At 63.9% G+C, this 21651-nt stretch carries 16 protein-coding genes and 2 tRNA genes; 7 read left to right on the forward strand and 11 right to left on the reverse strand.

Features of this window, described 5'->3' with window-relative positions; all coding sequences use genetic code 11:
* Nucleotides 1–71 precede the first annotated feature (71 nt).
* The 8 genes from metG to ilvD form a co-directional block, all read right to left on the reverse strand.
* On the reverse strand, nucleotides 72–1631 hold the full coding sequence (metG, locus tag ASG77_RS20100) for a methionine--tRNA ligase (protein ID WP_056349221.1): 1560 nt from the start codon (nucleotides 1629–1631) through the stop codon (nucleotides 72–74).
* A 34-nt stretch (nucleotides 1632–1665) separates the two neighbouring features.
* Nucleotides 1666–2421: an ABC transporter ATP-binding protein gene (locus tag ASG77_RS20105; protein WP_056349225.1), complete on the reverse strand. Its 756-nt coding sequence runs from the start codon at nucleotides 2419–2421 to the stop codon at nucleotides 1666–1668.
* Complete coding sequence (locus tag ASG77_RS20110) at nucleotides 2418–5213, reverse strand: ABC transporter permease (RefSeq protein WP_056349228.1); 2796 nt, start codon at nucleotides 5211–5213, stop codon at nucleotides 2418–2420. The genes ASG77_RS20105 and ASG77_RS20110 overlap by 4 nt, the downstream gene beginning before the upstream one ends.
* A 204-nt stretch (nucleotides 5214–5417) precedes the next feature.
* A complete protein-coding gene (gene serA / locus ASG77_RS20115; protein WP_056349234.1) occupies nucleotides 5418–7007 on the reverse strand; it encodes a phosphoglycerate dehydrogenase in 1590 nt (529 codons plus the stop codon).
* A 124-nt stretch (nucleotides 7008–7131) separates the two neighbouring features.
* On the reverse strand, nucleotides 7132–8157 hold the full coding sequence (ilvC, locus tag ASG77_RS20120; protein ID WP_056349237.1) for a ketol-acid reductoisomerase: 1026 nt from the start codon (nucleotides 8155–8157) through the stop codon (nucleotides 7132–7134).
* Nucleotides 8158–8257: 100 nt separating this feature from the next.
* Nucleotides 8258–8770 carry an acetolactate synthase small subunit gene (gene ilvN, locus ASG77_RS20125; RefSeq protein WP_028271611.1) on the reverse strand — a complete coding sequence of 171 codons (513 nt, stop codon included), beginning with the start codon at nucleotides 8768–8770 and terminating at the stop codon, nucleotides 8258–8260.
* A 2-nt stretch (nucleotides 8771–8772) separates the two neighbouring features.
* On the reverse strand, nucleotides 8773–10680 hold the full coding sequence (locus ASG77_RS20130; protein ID WP_056349240.1) for an acetolactate synthase large subunit: 1908 nt from the start codon (nucleotides 10678–10680) through the stop codon (nucleotides 8773–8775).
* A 378-nt stretch (nucleotides 10681–11058) separates the two neighbouring features.
* Nucleotides 11059–12780 carry a dihydroxy-acid dehydratase gene (ilvD, locus tag ASG77_RS20135; RefSeq protein ID WP_056349244.1) on the reverse strand — a complete coding sequence of 574 codons (1722 nt, stop codon included), beginning with the start codon at nucleotides 12778–12780 and terminating at the stop codon, nucleotides 11059–11061.
* 208 nt (nucleotides 12781–12988) lie between these two features.
* Here ilvD and ASG77_RS20140 point away from each other — a divergent pair, with 208 nt between their 5' ends.
* From ASG77_RS20140 to ASG77_RS20150, 3 genes are all read left to right on the forward strand, one after another.
* Nucleotides 12989–14080 (forward strand): sunset domain-containing protein, encoded by a 1092-nt coding sequence (locus ASG77_RS20140; RefSeq protein WP_056349247.1) that lies wholly within the window; start codon nucleotides 12989–12991, stop codon nucleotides 14078–14080.
* A complete protein-coding gene (locus ASG77_RS20145; RefSeq protein WP_082576168.1) occupies nucleotides 14034–15224 on the forward strand; it encodes a PQQ-dependent sugar dehydrogenase in 1191 nt (396 codons plus the stop codon). The genes ASG77_RS20140 and ASG77_RS20145 overlap by 47 nt, the downstream gene beginning before the upstream one ends.
* A 116-nt stretch (nucleotides 15225–15340) precedes the next feature.
* Nucleotides 15341–15416: transfer RNA gene (locus ASG77_RS20150), tRNA-Lys, on the forward strand.
* Between the two features lie 205 nt (nucleotides 15417–15621).
* Here ASG77_RS20150 and ASG77_RS20155 read toward each other — a convergent pair.
* The 3 genes from ASG77_RS20155 to ASG77_RS20160 form a co-directional block, all read right to left on the reverse strand.
* Nucleotides 15622–17316, reverse strand: coding sequence for a family 16 glycosylhydrolase (locus ASG77_RS20155; RefSeq protein ID WP_056349251.1), 1695 nt, complete (start codon nucleotides 17314–17316; stop codon nucleotides 15622–15624).
* Between the two features lie 72 nt (nucleotides 17317–17388).
* Nucleotides 17389–17535: a hypothetical protein gene (locus ASG77_RS22080; RefSeq protein ID WP_156380390.1), complete on the reverse strand. Its 147-nt coding sequence runs from the start codon at nucleotides 17533–17535 to the stop codon at nucleotides 17389–17391.
* Nucleotides 17536–17557: 22 nt separating this feature from the next.
* Nucleotides 17558–18013 (reverse strand): MarR family winged helix-turn-helix transcriptional regulator, encoded by a 456-nt coding sequence (locus ASG77_RS20160; RefSeq protein ID WP_056349254.1) that lies wholly within the window; start codon nucleotides 18011–18013, stop codon nucleotides 17558–17560.
* Nucleotides 18014–18108: 95 nt separating this feature from the next.
* On the opposite strand from ASG77_RS20160, the gene bcp reads away from it, so the two are divergent.
* The 4 genes from bcp (at nucleotide 18109) to ASG77_RS20180 (ending at nucleotide 21575) form a co-directional block, all read left to right on the forward strand.
* Nucleotides 18109–18582, forward strand: coding sequence for a thioredoxin-dependent thiol peroxidase (gene bcp / locus ASG77_RS20165; protein ID WP_056349256.1), 474 nt, complete (start codon nucleotides 18109–18111; stop codon nucleotides 18580–18582).
* Between the two features lie 153 nt (nucleotides 18583–18735).
* A tRNA-Leu gene (locus tag ASG77_RS20170) sits at nucleotides 18736–18817 on the forward strand.
* 268 nt (nucleotides 18818–19085) lie between these two features.
* Nucleotides 19086–19757 carry a fasciclin domain-containing protein gene (locus ASG77_RS20175; protein WP_056349258.1) on the forward strand — a complete coding sequence of 224 codons (672 nt, stop codon included), beginning with the start codon at nucleotides 19086–19088 and terminating at the stop codon, nucleotides 19755–19757.
* Nucleotides 19758–19901: 144 nt separating this feature from the next.
* Entirely contained in the window at nucleotides 19902–21575 is a 1674-nt protein-coding gene (locus tag ASG77_RS20180) for an ABC transporter substrate-binding protein (protein WP_235564709.1), read from the forward strand.
* Nucleotides 21576–21651: the final 76 nt, after the last annotated feature.

The raw sequence follows: 21651 nt of genomic DNA on the forward strand, positions 1-21651 counted from the left end.
GGTGGGCCCTACTGACCGGCCCCGGAACCGTACTCAGTCCGCGTACCAGCAAGTAGCCAGCAGGGACATACCTAGGCTTCGGCCGGTTCCTCATACTTGGGGAAGACGGGCGCCGGAGCCGGCAGCGGAGTTCCGGCGACAATGGCTGTGGTGAGCGCGGAGAACTGGCGGGATCGGCCGTCGGGCTGTCCCAAGGTGTCCAACAGCGCGGCCGTGGCGGTGGGCATCACTGGCTGGGCCAGAATGGCCACGATGCGCAGCACTTCCAGCGTCACGTACAGCACGGTGTTCATGCGTTCGACGTCGGTCTTCCGCAGTACCCAGGGAGCCTGCTCGGCAAAGTAGGCGTTGGTGTCCCCCAGGACGCCCCAGATGGCCTCGAGTGCGCGGCTGAATTCCTGCTTTTCGAAGGCAGCCCGGGCAGTCTCCAGGAGCCCGTTGGCCTGTGCCAGGATCGCGGTGTCTTCAGCCGTGAAGGCACCCGGAACCGGGACCCTGCCCTCGCAGTTCTTGGCCACCATGGACAGCGAACGCTGCGCCAGGTTGCCGAAGTTGTTGGCCAGGTCCGAGTTCATGCGGCCCACGATGGCCTCATGGTTGTAGCTGCCGTCGGCGCCAAACGGGACCTCTCGGAGGAAGAAGAACCGTACCTGGTCCAGCCCGTACTGCGCCACGAAGTCTGCCGGTGCCACCACGTTGCCGAGCGACTTGGACATCTTCACACCGTTGTTGTGCAGGAAGCCGTGGATCATGACGCGCTTGGGCAACTCAAGGCCGGCACTCATCAGGAACGCCGGCCAGTAGATGGCGTGGAACCGTGAGATGTCCTTGCCGATCACATGCACATCGGCGGGCCAGAACTTCTTGAAGGATTCCGAATCGACGTCCGGGTAGCCGACGCCGGTCAGGTAGTTGGTGAGCGCGTCCACCCAGACGTACATCACATGCTTGTCGTTGCCGGGGACGGGGACACCCCAGTCGAACGTGGTGCGGCTGATCGACAGGTCTTCGAGGCCGCGCTTGACGAAGCTGATGACCTCGTTGAAGCGGGACTGCGGTGCCCCGAACTCCGGCTGGGCCTCGTACAGCGCCAGCAGGCGGTCCTGGTAGGAGGACAGCCGGAAGAAGTAGCTCTCCTCAGCGGTCCACGTCACCTCGGTGTCCGTCTCCTTGGAGTACCGCACGCCGTCGTCTTTGACCAGGGTGTCGTCCTCCACGTAGAAGGCCTCGTCCCGGACGGAGTACCAGCCCTCGTACTTGGACAGGTAGATATCGCCGTTGGCTTCCATCTTCTTCCAGATGGCCTGCGACGCGGCGTAGTGGTCAGCGTCCGTGGTCCGGATGAAACGGTCGTAGGTAATCCCCAGCGCGGCGTGGGCAGACTTGTAGACTTCCGCGTTGCGGTCCACCAGCTCCTTGGGCGTGACGCCTTCCTTCTCGGCCGCCTGCGCAATCTTCATGCCGTGCTCATCCGTGCCCGTCAGGAACATCACGTCAAAGCCGTCAAGCCGCTTGAAGCGCGCCATGGCGTCGGTGGCGATGTACTCGTAGGCATGCCCGATGTGCGGAACACCGTTCGGGTAGGTGATAGCCGTGGTGATGTAGAACGGGGTTTTGGCTGTTGCGCTCACGTGCGGACGTTACCTTTGGTGCGAAGGGGCGGGGCTAGATCAGTTCAGTCAGCGTATCGCTCAGGCGGACCAGTTCGTGGTCGTGTGAAGCGACCAGTACTGCGATGCCGTCCGAGGTGGTGTCCTTGAGGATGCTGATGATGCGGTTGGCGGAGGCCCTGTCCAGGCTGGCCGTGGGCTCATCAACCACCAGGACGCGCGTACCCAGGATCAGGGCGCGGGCGATCGCCACACGCTGGCGTTCACCACCGGACAGCTGGGCCGGACGGTGCCGCATCCGGCGGCCCAGGCCCACCAGGTCCAGGAGGTCCTTGGCCATGTCGCGGCGCTGGTCCACCTCGCCGTCGGGCACGGCCGGCAGGAGGACGTTCTCGAGGGCGCTCATGCCGTCGATCAGGGCGCCGCCCTGGTCAACGTAACCGATCAGGGCCCGACGGCGGTCGGCGATTTCGTCATCGCCCATGCTTTCGAGGGAATCCCCTTCCCAGAAGACACGGCCCGACGTCGGCAGGGTCAGTCCCGCCCCCACTGTCAGGATGCTGGTCTTGCCGGATCCGCTTCGGCCGGCCACGCAGTGCATCTCGCCGGCGTGCAGCGTGAGGTCGAAGTTCTCCACAACACTGACGGCTTCGGCACCGCTTTTACCGCCGCCATAGCGGATGGTGATGTCGCTCAGTTCCAGCGGGGTCCCGTGGTCCGCGGCCTTGACGATGGTGTTGGCACGGGTCTGCAGGGGCGACTCAGCCGAGCCGGACCTCCGGCTCCGGTAAACGTTCGTCTCGTTTGTCATTGGACCACTTTCGTTGCAATCGGAATCCAGCAAAGTACAGCCACGAGGCCGGCGACGCCGGCCCATAGCGCGGCATATGGGGCAAGGAGGAGCCCGATGCCCAGCGCGCCCAGGACGCCCAGCGGCAGGGCCACCGTGCCCACCAGCGCGTTTTCGAAAAGACGGACCTGGCGGAGCATGTCCGGGTTCCAGCCCATGGCCTCAAGGATGCCCAGGTACTGGCGTTTGGCGTTCAGCTCAAACCGGCCGGTGACCAGTGTCAGGACCAGCCCCACGGCGACGCCGGCGAGTGCCAGGAGCATACTGGGCATCGCCACGCTTGCCGCGGCCAGGCCGCTGAGGGCGCTCGCTCCGGCAGCACGGGGGATGTCGATGAGCAAGGCAACCAGCCCGCCCACCGCGGCTCCGAAGACGCCGACTGCGACGGCCAGGGACAGGGTGTTGAACTTGTTCGTGCTGAGCTGCCGGTTGGCAAACGTCAGCGGGGAGTCCACCGGGATCAGCCGCTCGTCGTGCTGCGGTTCCTGGTCCACCTCATCACGGTGGCGCAGCTGTTGGGCGGCGAAGAAGGCCGCTGCCGCATACAGGACCAGGACGGAAGCTGAGACGATGGCTGTGGTCAGGCTCCAGCTCACCAGGCTCAGGATGATCCCGGCTACCGCGAGCAGCGCAGCGCCGACACCGAATTCCTCAAGCACCCAGTTCCTGATGCGCACCTGGGTCCAGCCCATGGCGCGGAGGGTCCCGGCTTCACGTTTGCGTTTGCGGATGTAGCTGACGGTGGAGGCGCCGGTCAACAGCGCGGCTCCGCACAGCGTCAGGAAGAGCAGTGTCACGTTGGTCCCGGTGAGGGAGCCGGAGACTGCGTCCGCTGCATTCTGCCGGACCCAGGACTGCTGGACAGTGCCCAGCGCTGACTCCTTGCCGGCGTCGTCCTTGGAGTATCCGGGGACAAAAATGCTGGCGTCCTCACGGGCGGAACCGGCCACAACAGTAGCCTCAAGACCCATTTCGCGGATCTCGCTGGCGAGCTTTTCGACGTCGGGCTGGGCTTCCTTCCAGCTTCCGGGGGCCTTGGCCCGGACACGTACGGCATCGATCACGGCGGCGTTGTCCTTGTAGCCGCGTGCTGCGGCCAGGCCGTAGAAGTCGGTGATGGCACCGGCCGACTGGCTCGCCAGTCCGGTGGCACTGAGTGAAGGCTTGAGTTCGGTACCGGTGACCGTCTTGCCTTCGGCGTCCTTGGTGAGGGTAAGCGGAGTGGGGTCGTAGCCACCCAGCGGAAGGCGGTTGACGTCGCCGGCGGCCTTCTCGACAGCCGCGGGATCGAAGGTCCCATAGACCATGGCCAGCGGAGCCGCGAGCTTTTCCCCTGTTGCCAGGTCTTCCCGGTAGGAACGTTCATCCACGGGCTCACGCTGGGTCTGGTCCACCGGGGCGCCGTTGGCACCCTTCTCCGGCAGGCGGTTTACGGTGACCCAGTCGCTCGGAACGGCGGTCTTCTGGACCGCACCATTGGCCGCGGTGTCGCCGTCCGTGTACTTCGGAGCGGCAGCGAAGTCGGTGCTCCACGTAGCCGGGGTGTAGAGGCCCTGGTTGAAGTTGCCGGCGCTGCCGAGGAGACCGGAGTGGTCGGTGGAGCCGGGCCAGGACAGAGCGAACGGGTCCTTGGACACAAACGGCAGGTAGTCCTTGCCGAGGGAACGCGTGGCGGTGCCGACGTCCTTGACAACCTTGCCCGCGGCGTCGATCTCCTCGATCTTCACGTTGTACTTAAGGTCCAGGGACGTGCCGGAACGGACAACCAGGGGAATGGCCTGCGAGTCCGCGGTCAGCTGTCCGCTGCGCTTCGCCTGCTGGTACTGCGTCATCAGCGGTGCCCAGTATTTGAGTTTGACGCCGAGGAAGTCAGGGCCTTCCTTGAGCTCTTCCTGGCTGATGCCGTTGGTGAAGAGGCTTTCGAAGTGCCGGCCGATCGCTCCGGCGTTCCGCGCGTCAGCGGGCGGAGCCTTCTCCAGCGGAGCCAGGAAGTCGCCGGCCGTGCCAAGCAGCGCGCGCTCGGAGACGGGGTCGACGGCGACCACGGACTCGGTCACTTCGGGAGACAGCGGCAGGGACACCGAAAGGTTAAACAGGTTGTGTTCGGAGCCGCCCGCGGGAGCGGGGAACTTGATGCCCGTCTCGCCTGCGGGTGGTGCGATCCGGATGCTGGGGCCCCCGGCCGTCTGCTCTTCGATCAGGCGGGCCTTGCCCAGGCTGCCCTCCGCGGTGGACTTGAACAGGGTCTGCTCGGAGACGCCGTCGGAGCTGACGGCGCTGGCGGTCAGGCGGTACTTCTTGGCGGTGTCGCCCAGGACGGACTCGGCAGCAGGCCATTTGCTGGGATCTGTGGCGCCGGCGGCCTGGTCCGTGGTCGCTGTGCCTGCCAGCCCGGAGTTGTAGCCAAGGTAGTCCATGGCGTCGAGCCGTGGCGCTTCCAAGTTCTGCGTCACGCGGGAAACCAGGCTGATGGGGGCCGCCACGGACGTTCCGGAAAGCTTCCGGAGCTTCTCGAGCTGGTCAAAACTGATGCCGCCGCCACCGTTGGCGATCTCCGGCTGCATCAGCGCCCCGGAGCCTGCCTTGGCCTGGACCAGGACGTCGTAGAGACCCCGCGAGTTCTCATCCACCGTTCGGTTGAGTGCGGCCTGCGACTGGCCTTGGACGAGGACCGACAAGCACATGGCTGCGATCAAGATGGCCGCGGTCAGCAGCAGCACTTTGCTTCTGATGAACCTCTGGACGGCGTTCATTGGGCTCCCTGAAACCTGGATTGCGTGCGCACACCGGGATCCGCAGGCGGCGGATATATAGGATTTCCTGCCTGGTGTGCAAAAATTATTGGCCGGTCTGCCGGCGTGGTCCTGAAACAGGACCTAGCCATTGTAAGCAGACCGGCCAATCATACGTGGCCGACGTTAAGGTTCGGTCACGCGTAGTTGATGGCGGTGCGGTTCTTAGTCCTCGAGGTCCACTTCGCGGACCATTTCGGCGCCGATGCCTGCCTTGATGGCGTCAAGCACCTGCTGCGGAACGGAACTGTCGATGGTCAGCAGTGCCAGAACCTGGCCGCCTTCCGCCTGCCGCGCCACCTGCATGCCGGCAATGTTGATGTTGTTCATGCCCAGGATGTGTCCAATGGTTCCGATCACACCAGGCCGGTCGGCGTAGGCCACCACCACGAGGTGCTCGCTGATGGGGATCTCAACGTCGTAGCCGTTGACGCCTACGAGCTTCTGGATCTGCTTCGGACCCGTGAGCGTACCTGCCACGGAGATCTGGCTGCCGTCGCTCAAAGCACCCCGGATGGTGAGGACGTTGCGGTAGTCCTCCGCTTCCGCCGTCGTGATGAGGCGGACGTTGATGCCGCGCTGTTCGGCGATGACCGGGGCGTTGACGTAGGAAACCTGCTCGGTCACCACATCGGCAAAGATGCCCTTGAGCGCGGCCAGTTCCAGGACCTTGACGTCCAGCGCCGCGATCTCGCCCGCAACCTCGACGTCAATCTGGGTCAGGGAGGCGTGGGTCAGTGCGGTGAAGATCCGGCCCAGCTTTTCGATCAGCGGGATGCCCGGACGGACATCGGAGGCGATCACGCCGCCGGCCACGTTCACGGCATCCGGTACGAGTTCGCCGGCCAGCGCCAAACGCACGGACTTGGCAACCGAGACGCCTGCTTTCTCCTGGGCTTCATCGGTGGATGCACCCAGGTGCGGCGTGACCACCACGTTGTCCAGTGCGAAGAACGGCAGGTCCGTGCTGGGTTCCTTGACGAAGACGTCCACGGCTGCGCCGGCGATCTGGCGGTCCTGCAGGGCTGCGTAGAGTGCCTCTTCGTCCACGAGGCCACCACGGGCCACGTTGACCACGTAGGCGGTGGACTTCATCTTGGTGAACGCGTCAGCGCCGAGCATGCCGACGGTTTCCGGCGTCTTGGGCATGTGGATCGTAACGAAGTCCGACTGGCTCAGAAGTTCATCGAGGGTGACGAGCTTGACGCCGAGCTGCGCGGCGCGGGCCGAGGTGATGTACGGATCGTAGGCGAGGATTTCGGTGTCGAAGCCCTGGAGGCGGGCAGCAACGAGGGCGCCGATGCGGCCCAGGCCGATGATGCCGATCTTCTTCTCGAATAGTTCGATGCCGGTGTACTTGGAGCGCTTCCATTCACCGTTTTTCAGCGCGGAGCTGGCCTGCGGGATGTGGCGTGCGAGGCTCAGGATGTGGCCCACCGTCAGTTCCGCTGCCGAAATGATGTTCGACGTCGGGGCGTTGACCACCATCACGCCGGCCTGTGTGGCGGCTTTAATGTCAACGTTGTCCAGGCCAACGCCGGCGCGGGCGATGACCTTGAGGTTCTTCGCGGCGGCAATGGCTTCGGCGTCCAGGTGGGTGGCGGAGCGGACCAGGATGGCGTCCACGTCCGCGATGGCGGCGAGCAGCTGGGACCGGTCGGATCCGTCTGTCTGGCGGATCTCGAAGTCCGGGCCGAGGGCCTCGATGGTGGCGGGCGAAAGTTCTTCGGCGAGCAGTACTACGGGTTTTGACACGAGTGATCCTCTGCGTTGCAGTCCTTGGGATGGAACAAGTCTAGGCGGACGGAAAGGCCGGGCTCACATTGTTAAGTGAACCCGGCCTCCCGATGGCACCCCGAGGGGCACAGGCACAGCAGACTTAGCGGGCTGCGGAGCCCTCTACGTAGTCCACGTCCGTCTGCTGCCAGGCGAAGAGGGAGCGCAGCTCGCGGCCAACGGCCTCGATCGGGTGCTGCTCAGCCTTGGCACGCAGGGCCTTGAACTCTGCGCCGCCGTTGTCCTGGTCGTCGATGAAGCGCTTGGCAAACGCGCCGCTTTGGATGTCGGCGAGGACAGCCTGCATGTTTTCCTTCACCTCGGGGGTGATGACGCGCGGGCCGGAGACGTAGTCGCCGTACTCTGCGGTGTCGGAAACGCTCCAGCGCTGCTTGGCGATGCCGCCTTCCCACATGAGGTCAACGATGAGCTTGAGCTCGTGAAGAACCTCGAAGTAGGCGATCTGCGGCTGGTAGCCGGCTTCGGTCAGGGTTTCGAAGCCGTACTGGACCAGCTGGGACACGCCGCCGCAGAGGACGGACTGCTCGCCGAAGAGGTCGGTTTCGGTCTCCTCGGTGAAGGTGGTCTTGATGACGCCGGCGCGGGTGCCGCCGATGGCCTTGGCGTAGGACTTGGCCAGGTCCCAGGCTGCGCCGGTGGCGTCCTGCTCCACGGCGATGATGTCCGGGATGCCTCGGCCGGCTTCGAATTCGCGGCGCACGGTGTGTCCCGGAGCCTTCGGGGCGATCAGGATGACGTCAACGCCCTCCGGCGCCTCGATGTAGCCGAAGCGGATGTTGAAGCCGTGGGCGAAGGCCAGGGCCTTGCCCGGGGTGAGCTTGTCCTTGATGGAGTCGTTGTAGATCGAGCGCTGGTACTGGTCCGGCGCCAGGATCATGATGACGTCGGCCCATTCGGCGGCGTCGGCAACGGTCAGGGTCTTGAAGCCGGCTTCTTCGGCCTTGGCGATCGACTTCGAGCCTTCCTTGAGGGCGATGACAACCTCGACGCCGGAGTCGCGCAGGTTCAGCGCGTGGGCGTGGCCCTGGGAGCCATAGCCAACAATGGCGACCTTGCGACCCTGGATGATCGACAGGTCGGCGTCGTCGTCGTAGAACATTTCAGTCACTTGGGTAACTCCTCTTGAGTGATTCACTGGGTAATTAGTCTGGGGTGTTGCGGTACTGCACGGGCATTGCGCCGCAGGTGGGGCCGTGGCCCCGCCCTAACTAAGCGCTGCGCAAGGCCCTGTCACTCATGGAGCGGGATCCCCGTCCAACGGCCAGGGTGCCGGACTGCACAATTTCGCGGATGCCGAAGGGCTCAAGCACTGAGAGCAGCGCGGTGAGCTTTTCGGGGTGGCCTGTTGCTTCAATGACCACGGAGTCTGTGGAGACGTCAACCACTGAAGCACGGAACAGGTCTGCAGCCTGGGTCACCTGCAGACGAGTCGCGGCATCCGCACGTACCTTGACCAGGATGTGGTCTCGCTGCACGGAAGATTCGGAGGTGAGCTCAACAATCTTGATCACGTTGACCAGCTTATTGAGCTGCTTGGTGACCTGTTCAATCAGGTCACCGTCGGCGTCGACGACGACGGTCATCCGGGACATGCCCGGAACTTCCGTCGGGCCCACGGCCAGGGAGTTGATGTTAAAGGCGCGTCGGGCGAACAGGCTCGCGACACGGGTCAGTACACCGGGCTTGTCTTCAACCAGAACGGACAATGTGTGGCGGGTCATGTTCAGTCCTCCTCTTCCCATTCCGGGGTCATGTTGCGGGCAACCTGGATCTGGTCGTTGCTCACGCCGGCGGGCACCATCGGCCACACCATGGAGTCGGGGCTCACCACGAAGTCGATGACCACGGGGCGGTCATTGATTTCGAGGGCCTTCTGGATGGTGGCATCAATATCCTCGTCCCGCTCGCAGCGGAAGGAGGCACAGCCGTAGGCCTCCCCAAGCTTGACGAAGTCCGGGATGCGGACGGTCTCGTGGCCGGTGTTGAGGTCCGTGTTGGAGTAGCGGCCCTCGTAGAAGAGGGTCTGCCACTGGCGGACCATGCCAAGCGAGGAGTTGTTGATGATGGCAACCTTGATGGGGATCTTGTTGATGGCGCAGGTGGCCAGTTCCTGGTTAGTCATCTGGAAGCAGCCGTCGCCGTCGATCGCCCAGACCACGCGGTCCGGCTCCCCTACCTTGGCGCCCATGGCAGCCGGTACGGCATAGCCCATGGTGCCGGCGCCGCCTGAGTTCAGCCAGGCGTGCGGGCGCTCGTATTTGATGAACTGCGCCGCCCACATCTGGTGCTGGCCAACCCCGGCAACGTAGATGCCCTCGGGGCCGGTCAGCGCGCCGATGCGTTCGATGACGCGCTGCGGGGCACTCAGCCCGTCCTCCGGCTCGGTCCAGCCCAGCGGATAGGTTTCCTTAAGGTTGTTAAGGAACGCCCACCAGGTGGTGAGGTCCGGCGTGCCGGCGGATTCGAACTGTGAGCGCACAGCCTCGGTGAGCTCGGGGATGATTTCCTTGACGGATCCCACGATCGGCACGTCAGCGGTACGGTTCTTGGAGATTTCGGCGGGATCAATATCCGCGTGGATCACCTTGGCGTTCGGGGCGAAGGACTTCAGGATGCCCGTCACCCGGTCATCGAAGCGGGCGCCGAGCGTGATGAGAAGGTCGGACTGCTGCAGCGCCGTCACGGCGGAAACGGTGCCGTGCATACCCGGCATGCCCACGTGCTGCGGGTGGGAATCGGGGAACACGCCGCGTGCCATCAGGGTGGTGACAACGGGGGCGCCGGTCAGTTCCGCCAGTTCGCGGAGTTCCTTGGAGGCGTGTGCTTTGACCACGCCGCCGCCCACGTACAGTACCGGCTTGGTGGCCGCAGCGATCAGCTTGGCTGCTTCGCGGACCTGCTTGTTGTGGCCGCGCGTCACCGGGCGGTAGCCGGGGAGGTCGATCTTCGGCGGCCAGGAGAAGGTCATCTGACCCTGCTGGGCGTCCTTTGCGACATCCACGAGGACCGGGCCGGGACGTCCGGACGAGGCCAGGTGGAAGGCCTCCGCCATAACGTGCGGAATGTCGTTGGGGTCAGTCACCAGGAACGAATGCTTGGTGATCGGCATGGTGATGCCAACAATGTCGGCTTCCTGGAACGCATCGGTGCCGATCACACCGCTGGATACCTGGCCGGTAATGGCCACCAGCGGCACGGAATCCATGTGGGCGTCCATGATGGGGGTAACGAGGTTGGTGGCACCGGGTCCGGAGGTGGCGATACAGACGCCCACCCGGCCGGTAACCATGGCATAGCCTTGCGCGGCGTGGCCGGCTCCCTGTTCGTGACGGACCAGGACGTGATTCATGCGGGAGGCCATCAAGGGGTCATAGGTAGGCAGGATAGCGCCACCAGGCAAACCAAAAATATCATCGACGCCGAGTTCTTCGAGCGATCGGACAATAGCTTGTGAGCCGGTCATCACCGTTGGGGGTACAACGTTGTTCGGCCCAAGGACAGGAGAGACAGCGGCAAGATCAGCGACGACGGCGGCCTGATCGGCCGTGCGGTCGGCGCGTTCCGGAGCCTTGGGGGCTCCAGCGGACTTAGTAGCCATCAGCGAGGGGCTGATCGGCGATCCTTTGCTCATCGGACTCTTCCTTGTGGATCATCTGTGTACTCGGAAATGCGGAAATAAAAAAACCCCTCAGCCTGGCGGCTTTTCGAGGGGTTGCGCGTGACGGTTCGTTACCAGTCGGGCTAGTGAGCCACGCGCTTGGTAAGGACGACGGCTGCATCTGCAGCGGCGCAGCTGGTAACGAATGCGATCATGCGTTCAGTTTTCCCTCTGTGTGAGATACATGTCAACGAGGACTGTGCGCATCTCACAGTGTGGACACCATTGTCCACTGGTTGGCCACGTTCCCCAACTGGGTCGCAGTAACTGTCGTTATGACCGCTCATAACGACAGTTACTGCGACCTACTTGGGCTCAACCAGCGGCCGGAGGTTGAGGAACGAAACCGTGCTACCCGCAGTATGCGCCCGTGGAGGCGCTGTGGACCAGCTTGGCGTACTTGGCGAGCACACCCTTGGTGAACTTGGCCGGGAGGGGCTCCCAGCCAATCTTGCGGGATTCGAGCTCGGCCCCATCAACCAGCAGGTCGAAGCTGCGGGCCGCGATGTCCACGCGGATCCGGTCCCCATCCTTGACGAAGGCGATGGGGCCGCCGTCGACAGCTTCCGGCGCCACGTGGCCGATGCAGAGGCCGGTGGTTCCGCCGGAGAAGCGGCCATCGGTGAGGAGCAGGACGTCCTTGCCCAGCCCGGCGCCCTTGATGGCGCCCGTGATGGCGAGCATCTCGCGCATGCCGGGGCCGCCCTTGGGGCCTTCGTAGCGGATGACTACAACGTCGCCGGCCTTGATCAGGCCCTCATCCAGGGCGGCCAGGGCACCCTGCTCGCGCTCGAAGACGCGGGCGGTGCCCTCGAAGACGTCGGCGTCGAAGCCTGCACTCTTCACCACAGCACCCTCGGGCGCCATGGTGCCGTGCAGGATGGTGATGCCGCCGGTCTTGTGGATCGGGTTGTCCATGGCGCGGAGGATCTTGCCGTCCAGGTCCGGCGGGTTGATCGCGGCGAGGTTCTCGGCCACGGTCTTGCCTGTGACGGTGAGGCAGTCGCCGTGCAGCAGGCCGGCGTCGAGCAGTGCGCGCATGATGACCGGCACGCCGCCGATCTTGTCAACGTCCGTCATGACGTAGCGGCCGAACGGCTTGAGGTCACCCAGGTGCGGGATCTTGTCGCCGATGCGGTTGAAGTCCTCCAGGTTCAGCTCGACTTCAGCTTCGCGGGCAATGGCCAGGAGGTGCAGGACGGCGTTGGTGGAGCCACCGAAGGCCATGGTGACGGCGATGGCGTTTTCGAACGCCTTCTTGGTCATGATGTCCCGGGCGGTGATCCCAAGGCGGAGCAGGTTGACCACTGCCTCGCCGGACTTGCGCGCAAATTCATCACGACGGCGGTCTGCCGAGGGCGGTGCGGCGGAGCCAGGGAGGGACATGCCCAGGGCTTCGCCGATGCAGGCCATGGTGTTGGCGGTGTACATCCCACCGCAGGCGCCTTCGCCGGGGCAGATGGCCTTTTCAATACGGGTCAGGTCTTCGAGGCTCATCTTGCCCGCGGCGCATGCACCGACGGCTTCGAAGGCGTCAATGAGGGTGACTTCCTTTTCGGAGCCGTCCTCAAGCTTGACCCAGCCCGGCATGATGGAGCCGGCGTACAGGAACACACTGGCCAGGTCCAGGCGGGCGGCAGCCATCAGCATGCCGGGGAGGGACTTGTCGCAGCCGGCCAGGAGGACCGAGCCGTCGATGCGCTCGGCCTGCATGACGGTTTCGACGGAGTCGGCGATGACCTCACGGGAAACGAGGGAGAAGTGCATGCCTTCGTGGCCCATGGAGATGCCGTCGGAGACTGAGATGGTGCCGAACTGCATGGGGAAACCGCCGCCTGCGTGGACACCTTCCTTGGCGCCCTGGGCCAGCCGGTTCAGGGAGAGGTTGCAGGGAGTGATTTCATTCCAGGAACTCGCAACGCCGATCTGGGGCTTCGCGAAGTCGTCATCGCCCATGCCGACGGCGCGGAACATACCGCGCGCCGGGGCGGCATGGATCCCGTCGGTGACGACCCGGCTGCGGGGTTTGATGTCGATCTTGTTCTCGGTTGCTGTTTGGGTGTCCTCACTCATGGGTCAAAGTCTATGACTCCGATCGGGACGCCAACGACCCGAACAGCCCGATTAGCCCATTTTCAGGAATATTTCGATCAAATGGTGGACTCTCGTCTCAAATTCTGAGACGGGCCCTTGCCGGTCCGCCGGAACCTAGACAGTCCCGTTCGCACCGACGTACCGTCAGGGAACGGCAACCATGCCATCCGGACTGAAGGGCCCTGCTATGGATTTTGTCTTCTGGATTATCCTCATTGTGCTGATCGTAGGCGTTGTGTGGTGGCTGCTGAACCGCAGCAGCTCCTCGAGCACCGGCGACTCCACGCCGATCCGGACGGACGGCGGCCTCGCCGGCGGAAGCGCAGCCGCCTCGGCGGAAGCTGCGGGCACGGCGGGCATCCCCAGCGCTGCGGGCTTCGGCGCTTCTGAGCCGACACCACCGACGACGGCGGACGAGGCGCCCGAGCGGTCCAGCACGGCAGAATCCCAAGAAGCCGGCAGTGGGCACAAGGCCAGCGGTGACGAAGCCAGCGTTGAAAAAGACACCAGCGCCGGACAGAACGTCGTCGCTGAACCCGACGCTGGCGGTTCCGCTGTTACTGCTGGTGCCGCAGATACCGCTGGCGCCACAGACACTACTGGTCCCGCAGAAACCGCCGCAGCTGATGCACCGGAACGCCCGTCCGCCGAAGAACTGTCATCCCCCGAGTCGGCTGGCTCTGGGGAACCCGGCCGACCTGAGCAGCCGGCTGGGCAAGAGGAGCCGGCTCGCCCGGAGTCGCTAGCAGCCCAGGAACCTGGCAGCACGGAGAGTGTGAGCCGGCAGGCAGACGAAGCCGAGTGGGAAACCCAGTGGTCAGAGGCAATCGCACCAGCCCAACCCGCCAGCCACCGGCCGGCAGGCGAAGCGTCCACCGTAATTGCCGACACCCCAATGTCCGAAGCACCACCGGCCCAGGGCTCCGGATTTGTGCATCACCCGGAATACACGGAGCCCCAGGCACCCACGCTGCCCGGCGCAGAAACGGCCGCTGCGGAAGGCGTTGAAGCGGTAGCCGCAGCGGTGACGGACTACGAAGCTGCACCGGAACCGACCGGGCATCTGGCCGCGGACCAGCCCTACGGCGCAGGTTCCGCGTCGCCCGGCCCGGACGGCAGCGGTCCGGCGGATTTCGAGGTCAAGGCCGACGCCGGAACAATGGTCTATTACGAGGAGGGGCATCCGGACTATGAGCAGACGAAAGCCGACGTCTGGTTTGAGTCGGCGGCCCATGCGGAAGCTGCCGGCTTCCGCGCCCCCCGGCGGACGCGCATCTGACTGGACGCAGGCGCACTTTCGGGCCTTCGCGGCGGCCAAGCCCACTGCGGGCGCCTTCGCCGTGTGCCTGGCCGTGCTGCTGTCGGGCTGCACGGGGGACGCCAAGGATGTCCCCACCGGCAGTATCACAGGAACCGGGACCAGCACAGGAAACGGGATCGGGACCGGCCGCCCGGGTAACGCGACGCCACCGGAGGTTGTGGCACGGCTCGATCTCCAGCTCGACATTCCCTGGGCCGCGGTATTCCTGCCGAACGGAACCGCCGTCGTCTCCGAGCGTGACTCTGCTCTGCTGAAAGCTGTCCGTGATGGCAGGGCGACCACCATCGGCCAGGTCCCCGGCGTTGCTCCTGGCGGTGAGGGAGGCTTGCTGGGCCTCGCCCTCTCCCCCGGCTTTCCGTCCGACAACTACCTTTACCTGTACTTCACGTCGGCACAGGACAACCGCATCGCCCGGCTGCAGCTGACGGAACAGCCTGACGGATCCCTGGACCTTGGCGACCCCGAGGTGGTCTTTTCCGGAATCCCGAAGGCATCAACCCACAATGGCGGCCGGATCCGCTTCGGCCCGGACGGGTTCCTGTACGTGGGCACAGGCGACTCCCAGCGCCGCGAACAGCCACAGGACCGCAACGCTCTGGGCGGGAAGATCCTGCGGCTGACTCCGGAGGGTGACCCCGCACCTGGCAACCCTTTCGGCAATGCCGTTTACAGCTTGGGGCACCGAAACGTCCAAGGACTGGCGTGGGACAGCGCCGGCCGGCTCTGGTCCAGCGAGTTCGGCCCGGACGTCAACGACGAGCTCAATCTCATCGAGCCGGGAGCCAACTACGGCTGGCCCGCAGTAACCGGCGCACCGCACCGGGAGGAGTACCGCGACGCGAAGGTGGTGTGGCCTTCGACGGCGGACTCCTCACCCAGCGGCCTGGAAATTGCCGGGTCGACCGCCTACCTCGGCGGCCTGCGCGGCCAGCGCCTCTGGACGGTGTCCCTGTCCGGCGAGGAGGCAAGCGCTTCTGTGGCCTATTTCACACGCGAATACGGCAGGATCCGGGACGTCATCCGGACTCCCGACGGCGGCTTCTGGCTGCTCACCAACAACAAAAACCCTGATTTTGTGCTCGTTCTGGCCCCTCCCGGCTGAACCTGGGGAGCAGCGGGGCCTCGATTTCACATGGGTCGGAAGTTCGTGTAGAGTTTCATGTCGTTGCGGAGATCAACCGGGAAAGAAAAAGCCCGGAAGGTCACCACATAAGAGATGCACCTCTAGCTCAATTGGCAGAGCAATTGACTCTTAATCAATGGGTTCCGGGTTCAAGTCCCGGGGGGTGCACCAAAGAAACCCCGTCTTCACTGGCCACAAGCTGTGAAGGCGGGGTTTCGTTTTGCCCCTCGATCGCTGTGGGGCATTTACGGGCTGATTTATTCCCGGCTTCTCCGGGGAAAGCGCGGGGACACGCCGTCATCACAGCCGACTGCCGCGGCACTCCGAATCCAACCACCTTTCAGCTCCGTGACGGGCGGTGACCGGAACCGGGGAATCAGCCAGGGCTTCGAGACCCGCTGTCAGTCTGCATTCGGCCAGAAACGGGACGGAATTCCCACGAATAAGAGCCGTCAGCCTTGAGGCTCATCCGCAGGTGGCCCCATGTGTCGCTAAACTTCCGCTGCACATAAGAGGGGCTGCTGGTGAACGCCCGGAGGCCGATTCCACCCGTGGACACCTGAAATTGTTGCATCCCGTCCGCAACGCACTGGTCCTCATTGTTTATCGGGCAGGTCCGCTCATAATTGTGCTGTGAGCCGGACAGCAACACACGAACGCGGTTCGCCCAGAACATGTCAATCCATGGCTTCGCCTTGGAAAAGCGGCCATGGCTCGACGTGTTGCTGGTGAAATACGGATCATGGTAAATAACCGCCAGATGCTTTCCAGCGGCCTTCGCCGCTTTCAGGTCGGCATCCATCTCCGAGGTCATCGCTTGCGCCCGCGTAGCGTTATAACGCCATGTGGCCGTAGGCGCTACAAGAATATGCCAGTTGCCCTTGTCGAACGAATACCAATCAAGAGCGTCTTGGAACCGTACAGCATCGGAGCTAGTCGCGCTCTTCACCGTGGAAACGCACTGCCCATCCATGTACCGGTCAACGTCGTCATTCTCGCCGGGTTCAACATCATGATTCGGGCCAGCGGTCCAGTACGTCTTGGCCTTAGCCGGACCCCATAACTGGTTGTAAGCCTCGAGCGCGGTACAGGTGCCATTGTCATACTGGAAATCGCCCAGCGCAAGGAAGTTGTCCAGCGAACCGTCGTTGAGACCGGCGATGATACTAGCCGCGTTCTTACCACTGTGCGACGTGGCCGACGTGTTACCCGCAGGGTTTATATCCCCGGTGGCGGCGAACTCAAACGACTCATCGGATGCCGGCGGCGCCGGAGGGGGAGTACTATCGCCAGCCGCATAGACGCGAACCCAATCCACTCGCATCTCGCCGGCGCCGTTAACAGTGCTGTCTGGCTCCCAGTCCAGCTGTAGCGTCTGGTGCATCGAACCGGGAGGCTGGTGCGTCGGGTCGTTGTCCTCAAACCACTTCACCCCATCGACGTAGCCGACGATCCCATTCGGAGACCAGTCAACCGCGTAGTTGTGGAACTGTGAAATGTCCAGAGCCTTGGCTGCCGACGTCTGCGAGTTCGAACATCCATAGTGGTAGAAGAACTTGATGACGTTCCAGTCACCCATCGTCTCCGCGTAGTTAACTTCGCCGTCACACGGCCACTTCCCACTATCTGGCCACAGGAGCGACACCATGCGGTACTCATTGTCACCCGAACCCGCCGCGCGGACCTCCCACCGGCCGTACTTCTGGCGTCCAAACTTCGCGCTCATTCCAGCAGTCGTGCCGTCCGGTGTTCCAGTCATAACCATTTTAGAACCGTCTACCGTGACCTGCTGGGGACTCCGAATGCCATTCCCCGCGTGCCCGGCACTGTTGTACACGGACCACTTCGCGGCGTCCGGTGCGCCCGTATAGTTGAACTCGTCGCCAGCCGTGGGCGTGCCCCAGTTCAGATCTGTCGCAGCCGAGCCTGTCGGTGGCATAGTAGGCGTCGGCGTGGCTGATGCTGATGTGGCGGCCGGCGCCGCCGTCGTTACTGCCGGTTGAGCTGAAGGGGCCGAGCAGCCAGCCAGGAAGATTGCCGCCACCCCAAGCACGACCAAGTGTTTCCGCATACGTCAGATGATAAGGGCATCGCGCGGCGGGACCAATGGCCAGATGCCGCTGGTGATGTTGAAGAGTTCACTTTATAAAGCGACCATCAATGCACCTCCTGAAAGTGCGCCCTGAACCGCTGCAAAATCACGCGGCAAAGACGCCACTTCTGGACGTTTCAGGGTATAAACCAAAAAGGCACCACCACCGCGGAATTTTGCAGTAATGGTGCCAGTCAAATTTACCGGATTCCCGGGATCGCTAGCTGAGCGGGGCACCGTCCACCAGGGCGCGGGTTGACGGCGAGGCGAACTGGCTGGCCAGCTCCCTGACCACAGCCTGGAGCTCCTGCCGCAGGGCGTCAGGGTCAATGGTTGCCGCGGCAAGCACCGCGCGTTCCATCTCAACGGCTGCGGCTGCGGCTTCCCGTCCGCTGTCCGTGAGGGACACCACCTGGCTGCGGCGGTCCGACGTGCTGCGGACGCGGGCAATGTGGCCGTGAGACTCCAACCGGCTCAGGGTTTTACCCATGGTCTGGGCCTGAACGCGCACATATTGGGCGAGTTGGGCCTGTGTCATCGGCCCCTGCGCTGAGAGGACTTCGATAGCGATCACGCCGGCGTGCGTCAGTCCGATCGCGCTTAGCTTTTCGTTCCAGGAATGTTCAACGAGGCGTGCCGCAGTGGACAATAGGCGCCCAGTGGGCCAGCGATCCATGTCAGGCATACCAGCAAGTATAGCTAAGGCTGGTTAGCACCGGCCCTGGATGCTTACTAAACTGGTGTGTTCCGCCTGCAACAAGGAGATTAACAGTGGCTGACAGACTCTTGACCGGTGACGTGGCGCCCGGCTTCACCCTGAAGGATTCGTCGGGTAAGGACGTCAGCCTGGCTTCCCGTCACGGCGGCAGCACCATCGTCTATTTCTACCCGGCCGCCGCCACCCCCGGCTGCACCAAGCAGGCATGCGATTTCCGCGACAGCCTGACGTCCTTCACGTCGGCGGGCTACCGGGTCCTCGGCGTCTCCCCCGATTCGGTGGACAAGCTTGCTGCCTTTGCCTCCAATGAGGACCTTGGCTTTCCGTTGCTTTCGGACGAGGACCATGCCGTGGCCGATGCCTATGGCGCCTGGGGCGAAAAGAAGAACTACGGACGGACCTATGAAGGACTGATTCGCAGCACCGTGGTGATCGATCCCGACGGCAAGGTGGCGCTGGCCCAGTACAACGTGCGGGCCACCGGCCACGTGGCGAAACTGCGGCGCGACCTCCAGCTGGACGCGTAACGCCCTACGCGTGAAGAGGCGCCGGTGCGGGCGACAAGGAACCGGCTGACCGGAACCCTGCCGGCCCGAGGCTACAATGGAAACTGGCATCCGCCGTCGTACGTTTTCCCAAGCCATCTGGCCAGGGTTGAGGACAACGGCAGCAACTGCCCAGCGCGAGTGGTGAAATTGGCAGACACGCAGGATTTAGGTTCCTGTGCCTTCGGGCGTGGGGGTTCAAGTCCCCCCTTGCGCACACTGAAACAGAGATCCCGGGCCCATTGGCCCGGGATCTCTGTCATTTAACTGCCCCAGCTACCGTGTTCTCCTGGGCTTTCCCTCCGGGCTGGCCACGAATTCCAAAAACTCTTGGCGATCCACCCATCCGCCTCCGCGCTCCGGCCGAATACCCATTGAGACACCAGCCAAGGCAGGTGCCCAACAGTCGGAAAAGGCCACGCGGCAGGCACAACGTCTGCAGCAGGCAAGAAATCGGCAGAAACCAAAAAACAAGGAGAACCGAAATGCAGTCATTCAAGCGCACATCCTTCACCGTCGCAGGCGTTGCAGCTGCAGCCCTGCTGAGCCTCACCGCCTGCGGTGGAACCGCAACCACAACCCCGAGCTCCTCCGCTCCGGCCGCCACACCGTCAGCAACGAAGATGGCTCCGTCACCGTCCGCCAGCGCTGCCGCCATGGATCCGGCCGCAAACCTCGTGGGCGCAGGCTGCGCCGGCTACGCAGAGAAGGTCCCCACCGGGGCAGGCTCCGTTGCCGGGATGGCCCTTGACCCGGTAGCCGTCGCGGCATCCAACAACCCCATCCTGACCACCCTCACGGCATCTGTCTCCGGCAAGCTCAACCCGAAGGTTGACCTGGTTGACACCCTTAACGGCGGCGAGTTCACGGTCTTCGCTCCGGTGGATGACGCCTTCGCCAAGATCGATGCCGCCACCATCGAAACGCTCAAGACGGACGACGCCCTGCTGAGCAAGATCCTGACCTACCACGTGGTCCCCGGCCAGATCACCCCGGACAAGATCGCCGGCACACACGCCACGGTCCAGGGCGGATCAGTCACCGTGACCGGCAGCAAGGATGCCCTGATGGTTGATGGCGCCAGCGTGATCTGCGGCGGCGTCCAGACCAAGAACGCCACCGTTTACCTGATCGACTCGGTGCTGATGCCCAAGTAGTCCCGCTTTCAAGCCCAGAGGCCTGTTCCAGCGTGGAACAGGCCTCTGGCGTGTGCCCAGGGAGCACCGGGGTGTGTCAACTAGACTGTGTCCTTGGCCCGCAGTCGGCGGCGCCGGCCAGAAGCAGCCAGAGGTGATAGACGAGTGCCCAGCAGTACTTCGCGGCGAACGGTCATCAAGACCGGCGCCGTTTTTATGGCGTTAGGCCTGACATCCTGTACCGGCATCCCATCGCCGTCACCCACGCCCACGTCACCGTCGACGGCGCCCGCCGGCGCTGAACCCACCGAGACGTTCACGTTCGGCACGGCGTCCCAGCCCCTGGGTCTGGACCCCGCGCTCTCAAGCGATGTGGAAAGCTACCGGATCACCCGGCAGATCCTCGAAGGCCTGGTGGGGGTGGACCAGACCACCGGAAAACCCACGCCGCTGCTGGCAACGGAATGGTCCGAAGAAAACGAAGGCCGCTCCTACACGTTCAAACTCCGCAGCGGCGTCTCGTTCCAGGACGGCACGCCCTTCAACGCCGACGCCGTGTGTGCCAACTTCAACCGCTGGTTCGCCTTCTCGGCGGAACTGCGGCTGCAGGCGCCGGGAAGCTCGTTCAAGAGCGTGTTCAAGGCACATTCCGACGATGCTGCGCTCTCCATTTTCAAGAGCTGCACGGCCCTGTCCGCTGACACTGTCCGGATCGACCTGACCCAGCGCTTCACCGCGTTCCTCCAGGCGCTTACCCTGCCGGCGTTCGCCATCGCGTCCCCGGCAGCCCTCACCGCGGGCACGGCAGATGTCCTGGATCAGACCCGTGGCGGAAACCCGGTCTCCCGGTTCGCCACCAACCCCGTCGGCACCGGACCGTTCAGCCTGGCAGCCTGGGACGAAGCCAGCGCCCGGCTCGTCAGCCACAAAAACTACTGGGGTGACCGCGGGCAGATCTCCACCATTAATTTCGTCACGTACGACCACCCCCAGACGCGGCTTCAGGCCCTCCTGGGCGGCAAGATCGACGGCTACGACGCCGTCACGGTGGGCAATTTCGATCAGCTGGTCAAGCGCGGCATGCAGATCGTCCAGCGTGACCCTTTCTCGGTGATGTACCTGGGCATCAACCAGGAAATTCCGGTCCTGCAGAACGAAAAAGTGCGGCAGGCCATTGAGCTGGCCATTGATAAGGAAACCCTGATCCGCAAGTTCTTCATCGACAACACCGCCAAAGCCTCACAGTTCGTCCCGCCCAAGATCAGCGGTTTCAATAATGACGCTCCCGCACTGGGCCACGACCCGGTCAAAGCCAAGGCCTACCTGGCCGAGGCCGGCTACACCGGGGAAGAACTCAGGTTCTATTACCCGCTCAACGCCACTCGCCCGTATCTGCCCACGCCGGAGAAAATCTACGCCGAAATCAGCAGGCAGCTGACCGCCGTCGGCTTTAACATCAAGCCTGTCCCGGTGGACTGGTCTGACGGCTATCTCCAGAAAGTGCAGTCACCCGGGGACCACGGGCTCCACCTGCTCGGCTGGAACGGCGCGTATGCCGATGCCGATAACTTTGTGGGCCCGCTGTTCGGCGAAAAGAACGGCGAATTCGGCTACCAGGACCCGCAGGTCTTTTCCAAGATCAACCGCGCCCGCGGCCTCCCTGCCGGCAAGGAACGCGACGAGCAGTACCACACCATCAACGCCCAGATCGCGGCCACTGTCCCGGCGGTTCCCATCGCCTTCCCCATCTCGGCCCTCGCACTCTCGGACCGCGTCAGCAGCTACCCGGCGTCTCCGGTACTGAGTGAAGTTTTCACAAAGGTACAGCTAAAGCCTTGACGGCCCGGCCCAATTTCAGTATGCGGGCTGCCCGGGGATATTCTTTGACAGCCAGAGCCGCTGCTATCGGAGACTG

The organism is Arthrobacter sp. Soil762 (assembly GCF_001428335.1).
In the GTDB taxonomy this organism is placed as follows: domain Bacteria; phylum Actinomycetota; class Actinomycetes; order Actinomycetales; family Micrococcaceae; genus Arthrobacter.

What these genes read in the sequence shown, in the direction of transcription:
- ASG77_RS20105 (WP_056349225.1), bottom strand. Translation starts at nt 2,421, where the DNA reads ATGACAAACGAGACGAACGTTTACCGGAGCCGGAGGTCCGGCTCGGCT.
- ASG77_RS20110 (WP_056349228.1), bottom strand. Translation starts at nt 5,213, where the DNA reads ATGAACGCCGTCCAGAGGTTCATCAGAAGCAAAGTGCTGCTGCTGACC.
- ilvN (WP_028271611.1), bottom strand. Translation starts at nt 8,770, where the DNA reads ATGACCCGCCACACATTGTCCGTTCTGGTTGAAGACAAGCCCGGTGTA.
- ASG77_RS20130 (WP_056349240.1), bottom strand. Translation starts at nt 10,680, where the DNA reads ATGAGCAAAGGATCGCCGATCAGCCCCTCGCTGATGGCTACTAAGTCC.
- ilvD (WP_056349244.1), bottom strand. Translation starts at nt 12,780, where the DNA reads ATGAGTGAGGACACCCAAACAGCAACCGAGAACAAGATCGACATCAAA.
- ASG77_RS20140 (WP_056349247.1), top strand. Translation starts at nt 12,989, where the DNA reads ATGGATTTTGTCTTCTGGATTATCCTCATTGTGCTGATCGTAGGCGTT.
- ASG77_RS20145 (WP_082576168.1), top strand. Translation starts at nt 14,034, where the DNA reads ATGCGGAAGCTGCCGGCTTCCGCGCCCCCCGGCGGACGCGCATCTGAC.
- ASG77_RS20155 (WP_056349251.1), bottom strand. Translation starts at nt 17,316, where the DNA reads ATGCGGAAACACTTGGTCGTGCTTGGGGTGGCGGCAATCTTCCTGGCT.
- ASG77_RS20160 (WP_056349254.1), bottom strand. Translation starts at nt 18,013, where the DNA reads ATGGATCGCTGGCCCACTGGGCGCCTATTGTCCACTGCGGCACGCCTC.
- ASG77_RS20175 (WP_056349258.1), top strand. Translation starts at nt 19,086, where the DNA reads ATGCAGTCATTCAAGCGCACATCCTTCACCGTCGCAGGCGTTGCAGCT.